15 protein-coding genes are annotated in these 17,032 nt (G+C 61.9%); 10 read left to right on the top strand and 5 right to left on the bottom strand.

The genetic code is table 11. From position 1 onward, the window contains the following. Positions 1-19: 19 nt before the first annotated feature. Genes SPYCA_RS03855 through SPYCA_RS03810 form a run of 10 tightly spaced genes read left to right on the top strand, consistent with a single transcriptional unit; the run spans position 20 to position 10,487 of the window. Positions 20-412, top strand: coding sequence for a hypothetical protein (locus SPYCA_RS03855; protein WP_120219013.1), 393 nt, complete (start codon positions 20-22; stop codon positions 410-412). Then, a complete protein-coding gene (locus SPYCA_RS03850) occupies positions 409-816 on the top strand; it encodes a type-F conjugative transfer system protein TrbI (RefSeq protein ID WP_120219012.1) in 408 nt (135 codons plus the stop codon). Before SPYCA_RS03855 ends, SPYCA_RS03850 begins: the two co-directional genes overlap by 4 nt. Continuing rightward, a complete protein-coding gene (locus tag SPYCA_RS03845) occupies positions 803-1,327 on the top strand; it encodes a S26 family signal peptidase (protein ID WP_120219011.1) in 525 nt (174 codons plus the stop codon). The genes SPYCA_RS03850 and SPYCA_RS03845 overlap by 14 nt, the downstream gene beginning before the upstream one ends. Further along, positions 1,324-1,971: a type-F conjugative transfer system protein TraW gene (traW, locus tag SPYCA_RS03840; protein ID WP_120219010.1), complete on the top strand. Its 648-nt coding sequence runs from the start codon at positions 1,324-1,326 to the stop codon at positions 1,969-1,971. Before SPYCA_RS03845 ends, traW begins: the two co-directional genes overlap by 4 nt. Beyond that, the gene (gene traU / locus SPYCA_RS03835) at positions 1,968-2,996 is read left to right on the top strand and encodes a conjugal transfer pilus assembly protein TraU (RefSeq protein ID WP_120219009.1); all 1,029 of its coding nucleotides are present in this window, start codon (positions 1,968-1,970) and stop codon (positions 2,994-2,996) included. The genes traW and traU overlap by 4 nt, the downstream gene beginning before the upstream one ends. Next, the gene (gene trbC, locus SPYCA_RS03830; protein WP_120219008.1) at positions 2,993-3,757 is read left to right on the top strand and encodes a type-F conjugative transfer system pilin assembly protein TrbC; all 765 of its coding nucleotides are present in this window, start codon (positions 2,993-2,995) and stop codon (positions 3,755-3,757) included. Before traU ends, trbC begins: the two co-directional genes overlap by 4 nt. Then, entirely contained in the window at positions 3,754-5,481 is a 1,728-nt protein-coding gene (locus tag SPYCA_RS03825) for a conjugal transfer protein TraN (protein ID WP_120219007.1), read from the top strand. Before trbC ends, SPYCA_RS03825 begins: the two co-directional genes overlap by 4 nt. Next, positions 5,462-6,313 carry a conjugal transfer protein TraF gene (locus tag SPYCA_RS03820; RefSeq protein ID WP_120219006.1) on the top strand — a complete coding sequence of 284 codons (852 nt, stop codon included), beginning with the start codon at positions 5,462-5,464 and terminating at the stop codon, positions 6,311-6,313. The genes SPYCA_RS03825 and SPYCA_RS03820 overlap by 20 nt, the downstream gene beginning before the upstream one ends. Position 6,314: 1 nt before the next feature. Continuing rightward, positions 6,315-7,751: a conjugal transfer protein TraH gene (locus SPYCA_RS03815; protein ID WP_120219005.1), complete on the top strand. Its 1,437-nt coding sequence runs from the start codon at positions 6,315-6,317 to the stop codon at positions 7,749-7,751. Between the two features lie 33 nt (positions 7,752-7,784). Further along, positions 7,785-10,487, top strand: a complete 2,703-nt coding sequence (locus SPYCA_RS03810; protein WP_120219004.1) for a conjugal transfer protein TraG N-terminal domain-containing protein — start codon at positions 7,785-7,787, stop codon at positions 10,485-10,487. 10 nt (positions 10,488-10,497) lie between these two features. On the opposite strand, the gene SPYCA_RS03805 is transcribed toward SPYCA_RS03810, so the two are convergent. The 5 genes from SPYCA_RS03805 to SPYCA_RS18965 form a co-directional block, all read right to left on the bottom strand. Then, positions 10,498-10,728: a hypothetical protein gene (locus tag SPYCA_RS03805; RefSeq protein WP_120219003.1), complete on the bottom strand. Its 231-nt coding sequence runs from the start codon at positions 10,726-10,728 to the stop codon at positions 10,498-10,500. Between the two features lie 203 nt (positions 10,729-10,931). Then, a complete protein-coding gene (locus SPYCA_RS03800) occupies positions 10,932-12,467 on the bottom strand; it encodes a UvrD-helicase domain-containing protein (RefSeq protein ID WP_120219002.1) in 1,536 nt (511 codons plus the stop codon). A gap of 152 nt (positions 12,468-12,619) precedes the next feature. Beyond that, positions 12,620-13,983 (bottom strand): IS3 family transposase gene (locus SPYCA_RS03795; RefSeq protein ID WP_085995949.1). Its coding sequence is split into 2 segments (ribosomal slippage): positions 12,620-13,633 and positions 13,636-13,983, totalling 1,362 coding nucleotides; the frame shifts between segments, so codons are not numbered across the junction. 325 nt (positions 13,984-14,308) lie between these two features. Further along, positions 14,309-15,157 carry a WYL domain-containing protein gene (locus SPYCA_RS03785; protein ID WP_120219000.1) on the bottom strand — a complete coding sequence of 283 codons (849 nt, stop codon included), beginning with the start codon at positions 15,155-15,157 and terminating at the stop codon, positions 14,309-14,311. Between the two features lie 171 nt (positions 15,158-15,328). Then, a complete protein-coding gene (locus tag SPYCA_RS18965) occupies positions 15,329-17,032 on the bottom strand; it encodes a hypothetical protein (protein ID WP_146625085.1) in 1,704 nt (567 codons plus the stop codon).

Below are 17,032 nucleotides of genomic sequence, written 5' to 3'. Positions count from 1 at the left end.
CCAAAGGATCCCTATCTCCATGCCTCTCCACCTCGTCACCCCGTTCGACCGGACCGACCCGTCCGAAGACGAACAGCGCGTCAGCCAGCCGGTGCGGACATTGCGCTCGCGCATGGCCGATGGCTGCTACATTCTGCTTCGCGGCTGCCTGTTTCTCGGCTCGTCCTACCTGATGGCGCTGGGCCTACCGCTGCTGTTCTTCCTGCTGTTGTCGGGCGGCAATCCCGATGCCTTCTTCGCCCATGTCGCCAATCTCGGTGACCGCTTCCTGGCGGCCGACCTCGCACGGCGCGTGACATTCCTCGGCCAGTGCAAGTTCGTTCTGATCGGTCTCGCGACGCTCGTCGTCGTGTGGCGCATGCCGCGCTTCATCCGCGATCTCGACCGCGAACTCTCGGGAGAAAAGCTGTGAAGAACATTCTGGCAACATCGAGCCTGCGCGGGCGGCTTGCAACGATCAATCTCACCGCTGTCCTGGTCGGCGCTGGCATGGTCGGTCAGGTGCTGTGGGGTGTCTGGGCGACGGACAAGCTGCTCACCCTGGAAAAGCGCGAGGTCGTCACGGTTCAGCTGAGCCGGATCATGGGCGACTTCATCGAAGCCGAAGCACGGGCCGGTCGGCCGCCTGAAGAAACCAGACTGCGCGTCCAGGCCTACCTCAAGGCCGTGGAAGCCTCGGTACAGAAGCTCGGACGCGAAGGCCGGACAGTTCTGGTTGCCGAAGCTGTGGTCGCCGGAAGCACGCCCGACCTGACCGGGTCTGTGCGTGCCGACGTCGTGCGCCGCATGGGAGCCCTTCCCGATGCGGCCCGCTGATCTCTTGATCCGCTCAGCATCGGCGCGCCGGCTTGTGCTTTGGGGCGGGCTCGGTGCCGGGGCATTGGCGCTCTCCGCGCTTGCCGCCTTCGCGCAGGGCCATGCGCTTATGATCAATGTGAGCCCCAGCCTGCCCTACTGGGCCATATGGGTCACGCGAGGGGCACCCGTGCATCGCGGGGACATCATCCTGTTCGACCCGCCCACCTCGCCTTTGTTGGTCAAGCATTTCGGGGCGAAGCCCAAGCCGTTCGGCAAGCGGGTGAGCGGTGTTCCGGGCGACATCATCACCGAGCAAAACCGCATCTACTTCGTCAACGGTGAGGCCGTGGCCAAGGCCAAGCTTGAGAGCCGCCTCGGCGAACCGCTGGCGCTTGGACCTACGGGGCGCGTGCCGAAAGGCTGCTACTTCGTCACCAGCGAACACAAGGATGGCTTCGACAGTCGCTATGCCGCGATCGGTTGGATCTGTGGACCGCGCATACTCGGGGTCGGGAGGCCAATCCTGTGAGGCTCCTCACTCTGCCGGTTTGCACCACTGCGCTGGCGCTGGCCATCGCACCACAGGCAATGGCTCGCGATTACGGCCAGCACGGCGCGGTATGGCCGGTCATCGAACCGGACCTGCTTCAGCAGATCCATGCCAGGCTCACCCAGCTTGAGAAGACCGGCGAAACGGCCCGTCTCAACGAAGAGCTGAAGCGGCGGACAATCGCCCGGGTCAACCGGCCAGAGCCGGTCGCGGGCGTCACCCTCGCCTCTGCGCTGCGCAGCTGGCGCTTCGATCCGACGATCACCGCCCCGCGCGACATTGCCGACGACAAGGGCCGGGTCATCATTGCCGCAGGCACGCGGGTCAATCCTCTGGATACTGTGCCGCTGCGCGCACCCCTCGTCTTTCTCGACGGGGACGACCCGGCGCAGCTCGCCTGGGCCACCCGCCGCTTTGCCAGCACCAAGGCGAAGCTCATCCTCGTAGCCGGTGCGCCGCTCGAACTCATGAAGGCCCGTCAGCGGCGCTTCTACTTCGATCAGGGCGGCACGCTGGTGAAACACTTTGGCATTCGCGCGGTGCCCGCAACCGTCGAGCAGCAGGGCCGCGCGCTCATCATCACCGAACAGCCCGTGCCTCTCAAGGAGCGTGCGCCGTCATGAGCAAGAAAAAACGCCTTCTGTCATGGCTTTGCGGAGTACTTCTGCTCACCAGCCTGAGCGTCGTGTCCAGTGCTCCTGCCCAGGCTGCGGCCGGTCCCGGGCGCTGCACTGGCAAGTTCGTCAATCCGATCACGGACATCTGCTGGTCGTGCCTGTTTCCGATCTCGGTCGGTGGCCTGAAGATCTGGCCGTCGAGCCGTCCCGATCCGAGCAACCCGGCTCTCCCTGTTTGCCTCTGCGGTTTGCGGCCCGGCATCGCCATGGGGTTCTGGGAGCCGGTCCGGCTTGCCGACGTCAGCATGAAGCCATGGTGCTTCGTCAATCTCGGCGGGATGAAGCTCGATCCGGGGTTCGACATCGGCTTCAAGTCGATGGCGGGGCCATCGGCGGTCGGCGGCGCCACGCAGTACAACTCGCAGTGGCATGTCCACTGGTATGCCTATCCGCTGATCTACTGGATGGAGATCGTCGCCGATTTCCTGTGCCTCGAGTCCGGCTCGATCGACATCCTCTACATCACCGAGATTGACCCGCTGTGGCAGGACAGCGAGCTCACCGCGATCATCAATCCCGAGGCGGTCCTCTTCGCCAATCCCTTGGCGCTTGCCGCCTGTGCAGCGGACTGCGTGGCGGCAACGGCTAAGCTGCCGACCGATGAGCTGTTCTGGTGCGCGGGCTGCCAGGGCACGATGTATCCGCTCAACGGCAATGTCTCGGCAACGATCGGCCATGTGCAGGCCTCGCGGCTCGCGCTCGCCCGCTTCTCCTACAAGCTCCACCGCGAGCTCGTCGCCTGGGGGACGATGGGCAACAAAGGGCTTTGCGGCAAGTACCTGATGCCGGTGATGCGCAAGCAGCAGTACCGCTTCCAGGCCACCAATCCCAATCCGCAGACCAAGGGCCGCTACGCCTGCGCGCCCATTGGTGCCTCCACCACATTCATGTCGGCAGGCCAGGTCTATCCCGCCATTGGCGAGGACATGGGCTACCTGGTCTGGCGCAAGCGGAATTGCTGTGCGCTATGAACAAACTTCCTCATCTTCTTGTCGTCGCATCGCTTTCTAGCCTTGCTGCTTTGGCTGGCGCCTCGGCGCAGACGGCCGAACCGGACCTCGATCTGGCCGCTATCCGGGCGCGGGCCAGTGCTGGTGCCCCCGATGCCGACGCGCTGTCCGCCAATGCCCGCGCCAGAGCCGAAGCCCTCGCGCGGGAGGCGAGGACCAGCTCCGACGAGGCCGAGGCGCACGCTCGCCGCTACATGCGTGAGGCCGCCGCAAACACGAAGCCGGGTGAGGCCAGCACATTCGATTTTGACCGGATGGTGGCCGATGCCGGCGCCATGACCAGCGAAGGCATGGGCGAGGCGCCGAGGTTCATCGCCTTTGCTTCGCTATCGATGCCGTCTGCAGCGCTGCGTGCGATGATCGACGACGTGACCAAGGCTGGCGGTGTTATTGCCTTGCGCGGGCTGCCCGGCAACAGCGTCAAGGCTCTCACCACGGCATTGGCCAAAGTTGCCAAGCCCGGCGAGCAGCTGGACGGCGTCGGCATCGACCCGCGGCTGTTCCGCGCCTTCGGGATCGAGTCGGTTCCCACCTACGTCGTCACCAGCAGCGACTTCGATCTATGTGACGGGTTCGACTGCCGGACGCAAGTGCCGCCGCACGACCGGATGAGCGGCAATGTCAGCGCAGCTTACGCGCTCGAGACCTTCGCGCGCGGCGGCGGCCCCGGCGCTTTGCTCGCCGCCCAGCACCTCGCCCGCCTTGAAAGGCAGGTTCCATGAAACGATCGGTCCTCTCTCTCGCTGGCGTGGGCGCGCTTCTTCTCGCCCTCGTCGGCCCGCTCCACGCCCAAACCACAACCGATGCTGCCAAGGCCGACGGCAAGGCTTTCGGACGGGACAAGGCAGCCTCGGCGCAAAACGCAGCAACCACCAACCCCGATGCAAACCGCATTCCCAATTTCGGCGGCACGCCGAGTGAGGCAAGTTACTTCGACGATCCTGACCAGATGAGCCGCGAAGCGGCGAGCCAGGCGACGACCAACACCGGCTACAAGGCCATGCGGGATTCGATGGACCGGCGCGCCCGGTTTGCGCCGCAGGATCTCGACGCAACGATCGCGCGCAGCAATGTGATCAGCGACGACCCGCTCGCCTATACGAGCGGAATGGCCATCGGCGGCTCACAGGGACGCTGCGTGCCCTTGCCGCCGGCCAGCGGAACCGCGGCGCGCTACATGGCGACCTGCAATGTCGGCTATACGGCGACACAGGAAACGCGGACCTGCCCCGTGACGTTGACCGCGCGTGTCGAGCAGCGGCAGGTCTACGGCTACTATTGCGTAGGCGGCAGCGGTGTGGACCCGGCTTCGGTCTACAACTGCAACCGCTACCCCGCGCCGCAATGCACGGTCACGCAGTCCTATCCGATCAACCTGTGCGATCCCTATTTCGGGATCTACTGGGGCTGTAACTCGGGCGATCTGAGGGTCGATCTCGTCAGTTGCACGGCGCCGGTCGATGGCGCGACGCCCTACTCGGTGACAGGCGAGAACGTCGTCACGACCACGCGCGATGAAAGCCTGTGCGCTGGTCTTGCGGCTGATACCTCGTGCCAGCAGGACACCGAGACGTGCACGGACAGCGATCCGGTGACCCGCATCATCGATGGCATCGCCGTGACGCAGCCTTGCTGGGCTTGGAGCCGCAGTTACAGCTGTGCGCAGTTCATCGAGGCACAGGACTGCCAGACACTTGAAGCCACTCCAGGCTGCAAGCTGGTGCGCGAAGACTGCCTCGCGGGGGAGCCCTGCCGCACCTGGGAGCGGGTCTATGATTGCCCGGTTCCAGACCAGCCTGCAACGACCGGCCAGTTCATCTGCGACGGTGATGTCTACTGCATCGATGGCTCGTGCGAGACCATCCAGCGCGAGGCTAACGACGAGTTCAAGGACGCGGCCGTCGCCTTGAACGCGATGAACCAGGCGCGCCGCGAATTCGATCCGGACAATCTCACTTTGTTCAAGGGGACCCGGGAAAGCTGCTCGTCCAAAGTCTTCGGCGTGCTCAACTGCTGCAAGGGCAAGGGTTTCCCGCTTATCCCCGGCATCCAGCTGCTCGTGGCGCTGGGCTGCAGCCGCGAGGAGATGCTGCTGCATCAGAAGGATGCGCAGGGTCTGTGCGCCTACGTCGGCACATATTGCTCGTCCTCCTTCCTTGGCGTGTGCCTGACCAAGCGCAAGGTCTACTGCTGCTTTGAATCCAAGCTCTCGCGGATCCTGCAGGAACAGGGTCGCCAGCAGCTGAACAAGCCCTGGGGCAAGCCGAAGACCGAGCAATGCCAGGGCTTCACCATCGACGAGTTTGCCCGGCTCGACCTCTCGAAAATGGATTTCAGCGAGGTCTATGCCGAGTTCACCGACGCCGCCCGCCTGCCTGACGAGCTGCAGGCAACCCAGGACATCCAACAGAAGATCGAGGACTACTATGCCCGCACCCGCCAGTAAGGCCGCGTGGCGGCTGCTTGCCGCCTGTGCGATTGCCAATTCCGTTTGCCAGTTTTCTCCGGCGACCGCCCAGTCGGCCGCAAGCCGGGCCGATGCGCCGCCGAGCGCGCAGCCGGCCGAGCGCCAGGATAGCTTCTATTGCGAGGAGCGGCGGCTTGGATACTGGTTCTACTGCGAGCGGCCCAAGACGCCGGACCAGAATTCGCCCTCGCCAGCACCTACGTCCAGCGCGACCAGCCAACTTGATGCGATCACGGCGACTTTGCGCGAACTGAAGGCCAAGGCGATCCTCGAGCCGACGCCAGCAAATGTGACGGCCTATATCCGCTTCCAGCGCGCCCAGCTCGACCGGGCGTCGCTCTTCAGCGACGTCTGGCAGCGGGCGATCTGGCAGGATCCCGAGCTCGACTACACGCTGCAGCGCCCGGTCTCGACGCTTGGCAAGCGCCAGTGGCAGGATTCGCGAAGCGCGGAACGGAACGCCGCGATGGCCCAGCTTTCCGAGCGTTACGGGCTCTTCTACTTCTTCGCCCAGAGCTGCGGCGCTTGCGAAGTCATGTCGCCGATCGTGCAGAGCGTTGCCTCGACCTGGCATATCGCGGTGCGCGCAATTTCGACCGATGGCGGCCCGTCGCGGCATTTCCCGAACTACACGGTCGAGACCAACCAGCGCAGCCGCATGGGGCTCGAGCCCAAGATCACGCCAGCGGTCGTGCTCTGGGACGCGCAGACCGGCCGCCCCATCCCGATCGGCTACGGCGTCATGAGCGCCGACGAGCTGCAGGACCGGATTTACCTACTCACATCGAAGGAAGCTGGACGTGACTACTAGGATGAAAAGAGCCATCGCTGCGCTTCTGGCAGCCGCCCTCCCCTTCGCTCTCCCGCTGTCTGGCGCATCGGCCGACGTCGGCAGTTCGATGGACTCGTTTCTGAACGACGTCGGGGGCGCTGCCAACGTCAACGGACCTACCGCGTTCCAAGGGCAGTCGGCCGGCTATTACAGCCTCGGCAATGTCTGGACGCGGTTCCCGCAGAAGACGACCAACATCGCCAATCTACAGCTGCCGCGCGCCCGCGCCGGTTGCGGCGGCATCGACATCTTTGCGGGGTCCTTCAGCTTCATCAACACGAGCGAGATCGTCGCGATGCTGAAGGCAGTCGCGAACAATGCTGTCGGCTTTGCCTTCAGCCTGGCGATCGACACGGTCTGCCCGGAATGCTCGAAGATCATGCAGGAGTTCAGCCAGAAGGCTCAGCTCATGAACAACCTCAACATCAACTCCTGCGAAATGGCGCAGGGTCTGGTGGGCGGGATCTGGCCGAAGGGCGACCTTGCCGACAAGGCGATCTGCGAAGCGATCGGCAACTCCGAAGGTATCTTCACCGACTATGCCGCGGCCAAGCATGGGTGCGGCACCAGGGGGCAGCGCTCGAGCACGACCGCGCAAGGCTCGGGCAAGTATGACGACGTCAATCCGGGCGTTGCGCGAAACTACACCTGGACGATCCTCAAGAAGTCGGCGTTCTTCTCGCCAGGCGGCCGGTTCGACGAAGAGCTCGCCGAATATGCGATGACGCTGCTCGGCACGATAATATACGTGCCCCCAAAGGACGATGAGCCGGGCAAGTTCGTGCCAATCGTCGGTGAGGCATCGTCCACCCTCGTGACTTCGCTGCTGGATGGCACGGCGAATGGCAATGTCCTCATTTTCGACTGCGACGAGCCGGAAAAGTGCCTCAACCCGGGCTTCAAGTCGCTGAGCCTGCCGGCATCGAAAGCGCTGCGGCCGCGCGTGGCGGCGCTCATCGGCGGTATGGTTCAGGCCATCCGGGACGACACCGCGATCAGCGAAGAGCAGAAGGAACTGCTGCAAGTCGCGTCTATCCCGCTCTACAAGATCCTGACCGTCCAGGCGGCCTATGGCCGGGGCATGCCGACCGACGACCGGGAGACCCTGGCCGAGATCGCCAGTGTCGACCTGTTGTTTGCCGTGCTCGACCGGATCGTGAGCGAGGCGGGCCGCTCGATGTCGAGCTTCATCGGGGCCGACGAAGCCAAGATCGCGATGTGGCAGAATCAGGTCAATGTCGTGCGTCAGGCTCTCGCTGACCGGCAGGCCAACACGCACCTCAAGGTCAATGCGGTGCTGCAGATCATCGAGAAGACGGCGTTCATCGAGAACGTGCTGGCCGCCTCGATGTCGCCCGGAATGGCCGCATCGCTGGACTGGTCGCGCGGCGTCCAGAACCGCGCCCTCACCCACTGACCGGACCAACCACATCCAGGCGGGACAACAGACATGGTCGAGATTTTCACGGTCGGCGGCGGGGACTATCTGGTCAACGTCTTCCAGGCGGTCGCCGCCTGGACCGGCAACGGGGGCTACAAGAGCCTGCTCCAGGTGGTGATGGTAATGGGGCTGGGCCTGTCTGCCATCACCCTCGCGTTCAATCAGGACTGGCGCGCCTGGATCAACTGGTTCCTCGGCGCAACGCTCATCTACTCCTGCCTCATGGTGCCGCGGCTCGATGTCCATGTGACCGACCGGCTCAATCCGAGCCTTGCCCCGGCCAATGTCAGCAACGTGCCGCTGGGCTTGGCCTTGATGGCGAGCTTTACCAGCCAGGTCGGCGACTATCTGACGGGCTCGGCAGAAGTGGTGTTCGGCCTGCCTGGGGATCTCAACTATTCGAAAAACGGGATGATCTACGGCGCGCGGCTCTACGATGCGACCCGGTCCTTGCGGATTTCCGATCCGGAGTTTGCTGCCAATCTCGACGAGCATTTCCGGCAATGCGTGTTCTACGACGTGCTGCTCGGCCGCTACTCGATGAAGGAGCTCGCGGAAACCGGCGACATCTGGGCGACGATCGCGCCGGGAAGCCAGGCGCGCGCGCAGCGGTTCCTGACGCGGGATACCGCTTCGGGCCAGGTGAGCTCGAACATCGTGACCTGCCGCGAGGCCTATGACACGCTCAATGCGCAGTGGGCCGGCCTCGTCGATGCGATGGGATCGGTGTTTGGCCGTCAGCTTTACCCCAACCAGACCGCCGCGCTCGCCAAGGCGAAGCTCTTTGCCGACCTGCCGGTGGCCTATCAGTACCTGACTGGCGTCTCGGCCAATGCGACCCAGATCTTCAAGCAGACGCTGACCATCAATGCGATGAGCCAGGCCATGCATTCGATGTCCGGCACCAGCGGCGCCGGCAATGTCGACGTCTACGCCCAGACCCGCGCCGACATTCAGACCGAGCGGACCTATGGCTCGATTGCGAGCAACGCCATGAAGTGGGTCCCACTCCTGAACGTCGTGCTGACCGTGCTGTTCTACGCGCTGTTCCCGGTGCTCTTCCCGCTCTTCCTGCTCCCCAAGACGGGACCTGTCGCACTCAAGGGCTATGTGACAGGCTTCTTCTATCTCGCGGCCTGGGGGCCGCTGTTCGTGATCCTCCACATGATGCTGATGTACAAGGGCGCGGCCGACATGAGCGCGGTCACGGGCAGCAACGGCCTCAGCCTGGCGAGCTTTACCGGAATGGCCGACGTCAACAGCGATATCGGTCTGCTGGCCGGCTATCTCATCGCATCGGTGCCGTTCCTGGCAGGCGGTGTGGCCAAGGGCGCCATGGCGATTTCCCACCACGCCACGAGCTACCTGAACCCGAGCCAGAACGCGGCCGAGGAAGCGGCCCGCGAGGCGAGTACCGGCAACGTCTCGCTCGGCAACACGAGCTTCGAAAACTCGAGCGTTCTCACTCGTCAGTTTGCACAAGGCACGATTGCGCCGAGCTTCACCTATGGCGCGCCGCAGACGCGGACCTTTAGCGACACGGGCTCAATGACCACGAGCTTTCCTGACGGCAGCTACGACCAGATCCCGACCTCGAGCTATCCCTTCACGCCGACGCTGGGCCAGGAGTTCACGGCGCGCCTTTCGACGATGGCATCGCAGGCCCGCGCCAACAGCGAGACTTATGCTAATGTCGCCACGGAATCGACGACCAGCGCTGTCACGAAGTTCCGCGAGCTCAGGGACCAGTTCAGTCGCGGCGCATCCTTCGAGAGCGCGACCGGCACCTCGAATTCCGACAGCATCCAGACCGCGTTCAGCGAGGTAGACCAGGCATCAACCAATCTGCAGCGGCAATTCGGGCTATCGCGCAGAGCCGCCGATGACATCTCTACCGCCTGGTTCCTAGGTGGCGAGGCGGGCGCCAAAGCGGGCATTTCAAATGGAGTCGCTTCGGCCAACGTCGGCCTGAAGGGCGGTGGGACACGCACATGGACCGACAGCGACATCGGCATCGCATCCGAAGACCGTTCGCGGATCTTCGGGAGCCTGTCCCAGATGTCTGACAGCCGCAATTGGTCGAGCACCCGCGATGGGTTCGTCCGCTCGGTCAGCACCTCATCAAGCTCGTCGATCTCGAGCACCGCGAGCGGCATGAACGCATCTCTGACAGAAGCCCAGAGCTTCACAATCGAAGCTCGTCGGGCCGAGGAGCTTGCCAATCGTCTCGAGAGCCAGGCGTCCTTCTTCGAGGGCAACAGCGCTGCAGGCAGCCTCAATCTGTCGCAGGCCTACCGCGAATGGGGTCTCGCCGAGATCGAAAGCAACCGCGATTTCTATGGCAATGCGCGGTTCGACGATGTCACTTTCCAGCTCAGCTCGGAGGGCCAAGCATTGCAGGCAAAGTTCATTGAAAGCTATGCCGAGCAGCTTCGCGACGGGATCGACGATCGCCTCGTACTCGTCCCCGGACAGTCCGTATCCCGTCCGGCAGTCTCTGGCGCAGGATCGGTGCGCGGCCGAGCACAAAGCGGCGGCGGAGGTTCCGGCTCGATACCACGGGTGGGCGCCGACGGTCTCCATGAAGAAGTGCAAAGGGCTCAGGCGGCCGGTCGCCAGAAGATTACCGGCTCTAGGGGACGTCTGGACGCGATCACCAAGGGAGCCCAAGGTGCCAGTGCAGAAGCAGCGGATGATGTGAAGGAGTGGTGACCTGCAACGGTCACCACAGTCCGAAAGACGCGCCAGCCAAGTATGAAAAACCAACGGCAATGACGACTAGGACCGCTATCGTGAGACTGCGCGCCCAAGGATCGGCCCAGGACTTCTTGATCCGATACTCCATCAGACGATTTTCACGGATCGCCTGATCGATTTCAGACAGCCCTTCCCACTTGCGGGTTCCGCGAGCGTCGGCGTTTTCAATGTCGAAATTCGTCATGATGGCGTTCATCTCAGTTGCCGTTGGAACATAGAGGAAACATTCTCACGGTGCCAGGAAAATGAGAAAACCGCGAACGTTGGTGATACCCTAAGAAGCGAAAAAACGTCTGCTGGTTTCGGAACGCGTCCCCCCGAATCTTCGCGATGAAGTTCTCAGCCACCCCGACACTGTCCGGGTCCCCGTCGAACAGGACGATGTGATGGAGGAGTATCTCACTTAGACCCTGTAAAAAGGTTTGTCGGTCGACCTGACCATGAAACTCGCAGCGCCTTCTTCGCTCGCGTCGCGGCGACGTGGAGAAGCGAGCGGTGCTGAGCAATTATGTCGTCCCGATCTGCTGCATTTACAGCGCTCTTGAGAGCGCCCTGAGATGGAAAGGATCCATCAGATAGGAACGGGATTGCAACAGCAAAAAACTCGAGCCCCTTGGCCCGGTGCATCGTGGTGATCCTGACTCCAGGAATGGAACGGTCGTCCGCACCAGACTGCAGAATAACGGTCTCGATACCAGCTGCGCGAAGTGCGCCTTGGACCCTGTCCGTGTCCACTCGACGCGCGCAGAGGACTCCGATCTCAGCGAGGCGGATTTGGTCGGTCGGGAGTGACCGGACCCAAGCCACCAACCCATCCAATTCTTCCGCCTCGGATCGGCACCCGACCAGCTCCGGAGCGACCCCGCGCATGAGGCTGATGTAGCCACGCAAACTATCCGTACCCTCGTCAAGGTCGTCCACGTTAACCCCCTCAAGGATGGAGACGGCCCAGGCACGGATCTCTTGTGTCGTACGGTAGTTGAGCCGAAGCCGCTTTGAGCGGCCCCGTACGTTGATCCCGCATGCGGACATGGCGGCCCGCCGCCCGTAGATCCGCTGATGCGCATCCCCCACGATGAAAAGAGAGTTTTTGTCTCCGGATTGGTTCTCCGGGACGATCGCTCTGATCAATCGGAACGCCTGTTCTCCCATGTCCTGTGCCTCGTCCACAATCACGGCCGAATAAGGAAGATTCGGTGCCTCGGCGGACAAGATCTCGGTTGCCTCCCGGTACGCGTCATCCGGCTCTGCGAGCCGCTCGCTGATCAGTCGGGCCCGATAATCGGCGAAGATGTCCCAAAGGGCCGCCCGTTTTTTCCGATCGAGGGGGGTGCCACGTCCGGCTCGGGACGCCTTCAGGTATGCCTTCTGGTCGACAAGTCCTTTCGCCTGAATGATCTGCGACCACTCCGCCCGCACAAATGCCTCAGACAGCCCCTCCGGCAGTTCATGATCGTCAAGCACTTCTCGCCAGACTTGGTCCAGCCGATCCCGCGCTTCCCCGAAGAAGGCAACCTCGCGCGCAAAGCTCTTGCGCTTTAGGAACTGGGAAACCCATCGATCGAGATTGATGACCTCGATCCGGGGCGGGCGCGCATCAAGATGGGCCGGGCAGAGCGTCCGCAAGTTGGCCTCGATGTCATGGGCTAGGCTGGTCGTAAAGGTAGTAAGAAGGACGCGCTGGCCCGCCCGGTCCGGGCTCTTTTCGATCTGGTCCGCCAGATGCTTAGCCCTGTGCATCGCGACGACAGTTTTGCCGGTCCCAGCGCCACCTCGGACCAAGGCCGGGCCATTATAGTCCCGGTAGGCGATCTTGCGCTGTTCCGGATGCAGGAAAATGCGCCATCCTTCGAGCCCTTCCTCGAAAACACGACGCAGCTCGGCTTCGCTGTCTGGGATGAAGATTGTCTGGCGGCTCTGCTCCGTCTCAATCATCTGACCGAATGTTAGCTCAGTCACAGGCAATTGGGCTTCTGCCTCAGTCTCTCCGCCGATCCCGGTCAGGGACTGAATTGTCCGTCGTCAGAACATTTGGCACAACTCGCGGCGTAAATTAGCGGAGTGCGGGCCTCGTCAGGGGCTGGATTTTAAGCGGCGAGCTTGCGGTGTTGCAAGCGCCGATATTCGATGGTCTGTCGTTTGATCCTTTCACGCTGTTTGATGATGGCTGGTGCCCTGCCGAAGTAGGCGTCGGCGGGCGTCACGTTGTTCAGGCTCTCGTGGTAACGTTGATTGTTGTAGTGCTCGACGAAGGCTTCGATCTGGGCCTCGAGGTCGCCGGGCAGGAAGTAGTTCTCCAGCAGGATGCGGTTCTTCAGAGTCTGGTGCCAGCGCTCGATCTTGCCCTGGGTCTGAGGGTGGCACGGTGCACCGCGCACATGACTCATCTGCTGAGCTTCGATGTATTCAGCCAGTTCGCCAGCGATGTAGCTGGGACCGTTATCGCTGAGCAGCCTGGGTTTGTGCAGCACGGTGGCGCTGTCGCAGCCCGAGGCAGCCAGCGCCATGTCCAGCGTGTCGGTGACGTCCTCGGCCCGCATGTTGGTGCACAGTTTCCAGGCGATGATGTAGCGCGAGAAGTCGTCGAGCACGGTCGACAGGTACATCCAGCCCCACCCGATGATCTTGAAGTAGGTGAAGTCGGTTTGCCACATCTCGTTCGGCCGGGTGGTCTTGGTGTGGAACTGATCGGCGGCCTTGATCACGACATAGGCCGGGCTGGTGATCAGATCATGGGCCTTCAACAGGCGGTAAACCGTGGCTTCCGACACGAAGTAGCGCTTCTCGTCGGTGAACCGCACCGCCAGCTCGCGCGGTGACAGTTCGCTGTAGTCCAGGGCCATCTCGACGATCTGGTCCTGGATATCATCGCCGATGCGGTTCCACACCCGGGTCGGCGCCGACGGCCGATCCTCCAAGGCCTCCGGGCCGCCTTCGAGGAACCGGTCATACCAGCGGTAGAAGGTCCGACGGGCGATGCCGAGCTGGTCCAGCGTGCGTTTGGCGGGCAGGTGCGACTGCTCGACGATCCGGATGATCTCGAGCTTCTCCGAGGCGGGATACCTCATTCGTCGTCGCCCCCATCCGCGATCATGCTTTTTTTGAGCAGGCGGTTCTCCAGGGTCAGGTCGGCAACGCATTCCTTCAGGGCGCGGGCTTCGCGGCGCAGATCCTGCACCTCGCCAGTGGTCGCGGCACGGGCGGTGTCGCCGGCCAGGCGGCGCTTGCCGGCTTCCATGAACTCCTTCGACCAGGTGTAATACAGGCTCTGGGCAATGCCTTCCTTGCGGCACAGCTCGGCGATGCTGTCCTCGCCGCGCAGGCCATCCAGCACGATGCGGATCTTGTCTTCGGCCGAGAAGTGCCGGCGGGTTGCACGCCGGATGTCCTTCACCACCCGCTCCGCAGGGGCCTTGGTCGGCGATTTTGCATTGGAGGATTTGGGCTTCATCTTCGTTCCTTCGTCACTACGACGAAGCCCAAATCCTCCTTAAATCACAACCTCAAATCTGTGCCATTGGTGCTGACGGGGAGCATCCGGAACTAACTGGATCGCTGCGGGATCGAGAACGCGTGCACCCTTTTCGAGGTCCCAGACAAATCGGGCTTCTTTGTCACGAACCAGCCCTGACAAGCCTCGGCAATGTACTTCGCGATAGCCGAGCTTCAGCGTCGATGTCGCCAAAACCTTCCAGGTGGCTGAGCGAAGTCGAACTAAGGCTCCAGGGGTCGGGATTGATTGAGCGGTCACAGTACAAGTGCCTGGTAAGAAATGCTCATGCCGCAATCGCATCCTTGTTTAGCAACACAATCTGCTGGTCCTGCGGCTTCCGCGCAGAAGGATCGGTATCAAGGCCCAGCCTCTTTAAAGCATAGTAGAGTAAGGCTTTACGAACAGAAATGACGACTCGACCGTTTTGCATGCCGTAGTCAAGTTCAATCACCCGCTTCTGATTTAGGCTGAGATCCGGGTGCGGCCCAATCTCTAGCTCAATGATATCGTGCCACGCCGTATCCTTGGTAGCCTGAGCGTCCGCCGGGCGACTTTGCTTGGTTTCCGCGATGCGGGACAAAACGAAGTCTTTGAACTGGCCGCTTTGCTCGCAAAACGCGCGGGCATGCCAGCGGAAGCCATCAAATCCGAGGGCGTGAGGAATGATCCAGCGCCATTGTGGTTCTGGTGACGACATCGACTGGTAGCAAATTTCGACCGCCTCGTGACGACGAATGGCAATTACGATCGTACGAAGAACCGTCGGAAGCACCCCTCTGGCCGGGAAAGTAATGCTCCCGAAATCCGGGATATTTCCTATCCATGCCTCATGTTTATCGAGGAGGCCATCCGACAGCGAACGCACATGCGACAGGTAGAGGCTGGCATCAGGCTTCAGAAAAAGCGGTTTGAATGCTGATGTCCGGACATAGGTTCGGGCACTTTTGTCGTAACACATATTGTCCGGTGCCAGCCCCAGGTAACGGTTCAAGTCCGTAGACGCCTGATTGACCGACACGTTGAAGGTGTCGATAATGTCCCCGCGATTGACGTAGCCTTCCCAGAAAAGCCTGAATTCGATGAACTCGAGTTTGCGCTCGACACCCCATCTCAAATTCGGCTTCTCGTCCATGGCCAATCCCTTCGCCTGCAAATCAATTTTTGGACCCGTCCAGAAAATTGACTCTCGAGCCGTCTAACTGGGAACAGTGTCACCAGCAATCGGCATGTTCCCACCAAGACCATCAAGCGTGGCCAATCGGGATTCCCGGCCGGCCGGTGATGCTTGATGCTCGGCCCGCAATCAGATCATATCCTTATCGATCATCCGAAAGGTCTGAATAGGGAGCGGCGGAATGTCGTCTATCTCCGATGGGAGCCGCAATTCGTGAAGCTCGGTGACGTCACGGGTCAATCCGTAGGCGAGAAGGAGACGCGACTGATCTCCTCTCTCTCGAAGGATTTTCGATGGCGGAGATGGCCGCTTCAACGGGATGGCTCCAAGCACCTGGTCTTGAGGAAGTAAGTTTATATAGCGGGTGTGGAGGTCGGTGTCGCACCCGCCTCCGGTAATCACCAACTGGACCGGCCTCCGCCGCCGACCTGGCTTGAACAGGCTTGGAGCTCGGGTGTCGGCCTTAGCCTTCCCATATACATCTTCGAAAAGGTAATCGCATGCCCGGGTGAAGGTTGTGTCATCGACCCCAGCAGATCGGGCAACCTCGAGAGCACTTGCTCCGAACAGATCAACGCCAGCTGTGAACACTGACGCTCTGAGCTGAGCCTGCAAATTGAACGAGACGATATCGAGTGTCGATGCGCCCACATCGATCAGGATATGAGCGCCGTGCTGAACCATGGGGTCTGCCGCATATCCAGCGATCGCTGCGGTCAGTTCAGGCACAAGCTGCAAGTAAGGAGGCAGGGTGGACGGCGCAGCCGCCAGCTCTGCCCTCAATGCCTGCAGGTTCAACGAGCGAACTTTCGGCGCCAGCGCATAGGCTGCTGTGACCAGGCGGGAAAACTCCGTGAAAGCTCTCTTGTCATCACGAACAGCGACAGGAATTCCGATGTTGATGAGCACGAAATGATCCGCGCCGACCGGGTGCAGTGGTTGCTCAAGAGCATAGGCCCCGACCATATAGGCGAACTGCAGAGCCAGAAATGCCGTTGCTGCTTCAGCTCTTGTGACCTGAGGCACCTGAGGCATAGGGTTCGAGCCATGGCCGGCAATCAACCCGGTTTTGAAACCGTCGAGCGCAATCGCGCCATCCACCGGATATAGCGAGAATTCCTCGTTTCCTGGGTGATACCAGATGACGCTCTGCCACAGGCCAGGATGCTTCGCGGATCGGAGTTCATCTGGGACGGGGATAACGGCCACAGGATCGTCAGCCACATAAGGCTGGCGATAGGCCACCTTGAGCGAGCTTGTGCCAAAATCGAAGCCGATGATGTAACCGTCTTCGTCTGGTTCTGGACGATCCCGCAAGATAGCTGATCCAGCAGCAACGGCGCTGTCAATAATTGCTTTGCTCGCAATGGAAATCGAATGAGGCCGCTCCTCGACCGAAGGCGTGGAACCGCCGACCAGCGCCCGCACACGATCCGCAGCGGATTTTCGCAACTTCGCGGGATCGCCGGCCACGGCAGGCTTGGGCTTTTGCGCAGGTGCTGGCCGAGCGACCGGTTTTTCGGCCTCGACAGGTTTGTGGGGCGTTGGCGGCGCGGCCGGCTGCGATCCCTCCGCTGCGCCTTCCTTGGCTTCGCCTGGTAACGGCGTGTTTAGGCGTGCCAAGGCTGCCGCAGTCAATTTCGGCTTGGGACCTGTCGGCTGTTGAACCGGTCTCGCCGGTTGCGAGGCCGCGCGCCGTTTCTCTTCGGCTTCTTGCTGACGTCTGGCTTCAGCAGCTGCGGCTTCAGATTTGATCAACGTGCGTTTCAGTTCCCCAAGCGCGGACCCGAGATCACCGAGCGTAGCTTTCGGGAAGCTGTGATTTCGGCTCAT

Source organism: Sphingopyxis sp. FD7 (assembly GCF_003609835.1).
GTDB lineage: Bacteria > Pseudomonadota > Alphaproteobacteria > Sphingomonadales > Sphingomonadaceae > Sphingopyxis.
This window is presented reverse-complemented; position numbering and strand designations above follow the sequence as displayed.